Consider the following 3,731-nt stretch of genomic DNA (forward strand, 5'->3'; position numbering starts at 1 on the left):
TGATTATACATTGTATTACGGTTTACTGAATTTTGCAAGAGGTATTTTTATTTAATACAGAACTATTTACAGTTTTTCCGCTACGGATTTTGCCTGCATAAAAAGCAGTAGATAGTCGGCACCACCAGCTCTAGAGTAAGTGCCTGACATATTAAAGCCACCAGAAGGATGAATGCTAATAAGTGAACCGTGCATTTTCGGTTGAGGTACAGGTTGCCGGCATGGAACTTAAGGGCGTCTACTTCTGATAGGTTAGATAATCAGACGACAGATGGTTCAATATATAGTTCACCGCGAGCAAATCTTTCTGCACTAAACATGCCTATAGGAATATCAGTAGATAATCCGAGAACCGTCTGGGCCATAAGTTTACCAACCATTGGAGCGATCATAAAACCGTGACCGCTAAAACCAGCAGCGGTATATAAGCCCTGAACATGGGCATCCTGACCAAGAATTGGTGTCCGGTCTGGACACATATCATAGAGACCTGCCCATTGCCTGATGACATTTAGCTGAGCAAGCGGTGGTAATACTTTGGTAATTCGCTTAGCCATCTCAGTCAGAAACTGCCAGCTTGATGTAGTGTTAAAGGTCTCAGGCTCGTCGGGATGGCCAATACCCATGATAAAGCTGCCATGAGGGGTTTGTTGACAATATAGATTATGGTAAAAACACATAACCATCGGGGTTTGCATGGGTTCCACCGGTTCAGTGACAAGTATTTCATGCCGCTCCGGAAAAATGGGCAACTCAATACCTGCCATGCGGCCAACCATTTTAGCATAACCACCTGCGGCATTAATAACTGTGTTAGTAGCAATATTGCCCTTGTCCGTGTGAACAGTTGTTACTTTTCCTGCTTCGACGGTTAAACCTGTGACCTCAGAATAGGTATAAAACTTAACACCTAAACGGGCGGCGGCTTTGGCGTACAGGCTAGTTACCTTAAACGGGTTGGCATGGCCGTCTTTAGGGCAGAAAGTAGCTCCAAGGAGCGCTTCGGTATTTAAGTGAGGTACAATTTCTTTTGCCTCTGCCGGTGTTGTCCAGCGGGCTGGAATATCAAGTGAATTTTGTAGTCTGAGATTTTTCTTAAACTGTTCGACCATTTTTTCAGTATAAGCGAGCAGGAGATAGCCGCCTTGCTTAAATTCAATGTCACCATCGACCGCTAATAGTTCAGGCAAGTTTTCCAGCATTTTGACACTCTCACGGGACAGCAGGCAGTTGGTTTCCGTGCCCCACTGCATCCGGACACCCGCGCCGCACCGGCCTGTTGCACCGCTGGCAAGATAGCTGCGCTCAATTACGGCAACTTGCCCGGCGCCGGCTTTTGCCAAGTTGTAAGCAATAGAACAGCCGACAACACCGCCGCCGATAACCACGACATCAGCCTGTTTAATCATGCTTATCACCTCCGGCAGCTAGCGAACCTAAGGTGATTGGTGCTGTCGGTGGCCGGAAAGTTGGCAGGACAACGTCGCCGGTATTGACTTTTAAAGCTTTGGCCAGTTCTTGCGCTATTAAAGGTGTACAAGTGCGGCCCTGGCAGGGGCCCATGCCGCATCTGCATTCGCGTTTTAGTTCTTCCAAATTATGTTTCCCCTGATTGATAAGCTTTTGGATGTCTTCGAGAGTAATGTCTTCGCAGCGACAGATAATGACCGGTTCAGTCATGGTTAGCCTCCTTCTGTATGACAATGCCCCGTATGTCCATAGCCAGTGTTTTGGGGACAGTTACCCACACCACAGTTGTTTTATTAGTATTTTGCTGTACTCTTTTTACCTGAGAGAGTGCAACTTTTTCGCCATTTCGGTTTAAGGCGTTCACCATCTGACCGGCAACCGGCAGGGGCAAATATTCATATGGCAGTTTAACCAAAGCCTCATCTGTATTGGAAGAACAGTCCACAACAAAGATAGATAGACCCGGGCAATGCGCAAGGCAGATACCGCAGCCGTTGCACTTGCTTTCATCAAGTACAGGGCGTTCATTAATATCTGAGCCGATTGAGATGGCACCTCGCGGACAGGCCTCGACACATGGGTTGCAGGGAATGTTTTGAAAACACTCAAATACAGCTACCGGGCCGTGGCTGAGTCTCTCTGGCGCCGGTAGTACGCTGTTGATATCAGCGGGTGTGGGTACTCCTGTCTGTTCAAGCATTGCGTATCACCTCGCATAAAGTTTCACTATGGTCATTTATGGTTACTTTGGCAAGGCCTGAGCGGATTTTAGCACTAACATTGCCGGCTCTGAGAGCTGCCAATTGGTTTTTGGCTTCTTCATAATCTGTCGACTTGACGGCCGCTGTATGTCCCAAACTGGCGGCTGCCGCCAAACCGGCCAATTTGCCTTCAACCATGGCGGCAGAGGCCTCTTCAACCCCGGCGACATCACCAGCCACATAAATATCAGGATGAGTAGTCAAAAGACTGGAATTGCGGAAAGGTACGTAGCCGCCTAATTCCGGTACATAGGCCATCTTACAGCCTGCCTGCCACAACAATTCAGTCAGCGGTGTCAGACCAACAGCCAGACATAGGCCGTCAGCCTGGATGTCTAGATCTGTCCCCGGTATTTGTTGCCAGTTAGTATCTAACCGGCAGATGGTAGCCCCGGTAAGTGCCGGTGAGCCATAAGCCGCTTTAACTGTGTGATTTGTGTAGATAGGGATACCTGCTCGCCGTATTTTGGCAGCATGGACTAAATAACCACCGATCTTAGGGGCTGCTTCGATAATTCCGGCAACCTCAACACCTGCCTGCAGCAGCTGATAAGCAACTATCAAACCAATATTACCTGCACCAACCATCAATAGGCGATTGCCTGGCATAACACCATAAACATTCATCAGTGTTTGCACGGCTCCGGCACCATAAACGCCTGGCAGGTCGTTGCCTGGAAATGCTAATGTCTTTTCTGATGCCCCCGCAGCAACGATAATTTTCTTCGCGGTAATAGTGATAAAGCTATCATGATGTTTAACAGTTAATATGCCGTCTTCCTGATAGTAACCCAGTACGGTGGCATTATTCCAAACAGTTATATTGTCAATCTCCAGTGCCTGGTTGATTAGTAATGCGGCTATGTCAATGCCTCGTTCGCCGGCATACTCACTTTTTGAGCCGAAAAATTTGTGGGTTTGTTTAATAAGCTGGCCGCCATAGTATTCGGCACGCTCAATCAATAACACGCGGGCACCTGAGTTCCCGGCATGAATGGCTGCCATGAGTCCGGCAGGACCGGCGCCGATAATGGCAATATCTATATTCATGGCAGTTTACCTCTTCCTATTTGAGTTTCGACAGTCATCCCCTCCTGAAGAGGTTCAACACATACCCGTACATTAGGCATGCCATTGACGACCATTAAACATGACGAACAGTTGCCAATTGCGCAGAATATCCCCCGCGCCCGGTTGAGCTCATGACTGTGTCTGAGTACTGTGATGCCAGCGGCATGCAGTGCAGCTGCAATGGGCTCACCGGTATAGCCTTCAAGCTGCTGTCCATTGAAATTAAAATGAACCTTGTTTTTTTCTGGAAATGATAAAATTGGATGATTGATGATACGCATAGACTACACCTCCTTGTTATTTACTCTAATGCAAGAAACATGCCAGCGGTTGAATAGTAACAAAAAAGATTGCTTTATCAGAACTCGCAATGTTAGCGTACTGTCATTGCGAGTATAGCCGACGCGGCAATCCAGGATTGTGTGGCTA

General features: G+C 47.6%; 5 protein-coding genes. All 5 read right to left on the reverse strand.

Features of this window, described 5'->3' with window-relative positions; genetic code table 11:
* Window positions 1-260: 260 nt before the first annotated feature.
* The 5 genes from VN379_RS07340 to VN379_RS07360 are packed head-to-tail and all read right to left on the reverse strand — an operon-like array spanning window position 261 to window position 3,583.
* A complete protein-coding gene (locus tag VN379_RS07340; RefSeq protein ID WP_325532354.1) occupies window positions 261-1,409 on the reverse strand; it encodes an FAD-binding oxidoreductase in 1,149 nt (382 codons plus the stop codon).
* Window positions 1,402-1,680, reverse strand: a complete 279-nt coding sequence (locus VN379_RS07345; protein WP_325532356.1) for a (2Fe-2S)-binding protein — start codon at window positions 1,678-1,680, stop codon at window positions 1,402-1,404. The genes VN379_RS07340 and VN379_RS07345 overlap by 8 nt, the downstream gene beginning before the upstream one ends.
* Complete coding sequence (locus VN379_RS07350) at window positions 1,673-2,170, reverse strand: 4Fe-4S dicluster domain-containing protein (RefSeq protein ID WP_325532358.1); 498 nt, start codon at window positions 2,168-2,170, stop codon at window positions 1,673-1,675. The genes VN379_RS07345 and VN379_RS07350 overlap by 8 nt, the downstream gene beginning before the upstream one ends.
* On the reverse strand, window positions 2,163-3,281 hold the full coding sequence (locus tag VN379_RS07355; RefSeq protein WP_325532359.1) for an NAD(P)/FAD-dependent oxidoreductase: 1,119 nt from the start codon (window positions 3,279-3,281) through the stop codon (window positions 2,163-2,165). The genes VN379_RS07350 and VN379_RS07355 overlap by 8 nt, the downstream gene beginning before the upstream one ends.
* Window positions 3,278-3,583 carry a (2Fe-2S)-binding protein gene (locus VN379_RS07360; RefSeq protein ID WP_325532361.1) on the reverse strand — a complete coding sequence of 102 codons (306 nt, stop codon included), beginning with the start codon at window positions 3,581-3,583 and terminating at the stop codon, window positions 3,278-3,280. The genes VN379_RS07355 and VN379_RS07360 overlap by 4 nt, the downstream gene beginning before the upstream one ends.
* Window positions 3,584-3,731 lie beyond the last annotated feature (148 nt).

The organism is Sporomusa sp. (assembly GCF_035561255.1).
In the GTDB taxonomy this organism is placed as follows: Bacteria; Bacillota; Negativicutes; order Sporomusales; family Sporomusaceae; genus Sporomusa.

Bases quoted from the DNA above. Each gene is read 5' to 3' on its own strand.
- VN379_RS07340 (WP_325532354.1), bottom strand. From the start codon at position 1,409: ATGATTAAACAGGCTGATGTCGTGGTTATCGGCGGCGGTGTTGTCGGC.
- VN379_RS07345 (WP_325532356.1), bottom strand. From the start codon at position 1,680: ATGACTGAACCGGTCATTATCTGTCGCTGCGAAGACATTACTCTCGAA.
- VN379_RS07350 (WP_325532358.1), bottom strand. From the start codon at position 2,170: ATGCTTGAACAGACAGGAGTACCCACACCCGCTGATATCAACAGCGTA.
- VN379_RS07355 (WP_325532359.1), bottom strand. From the start codon at position 3,281: ATGAATATAGATATTGCCATTATCGGCGCCGGTCCTGCCGGACTCATG.
- VN379_RS07360 (WP_325532361.1), bottom strand. From the start codon at position 3,583: ATGCGTATCATCAATCATCCAATTTTATCATTTCCAGAAAAAAACAAG.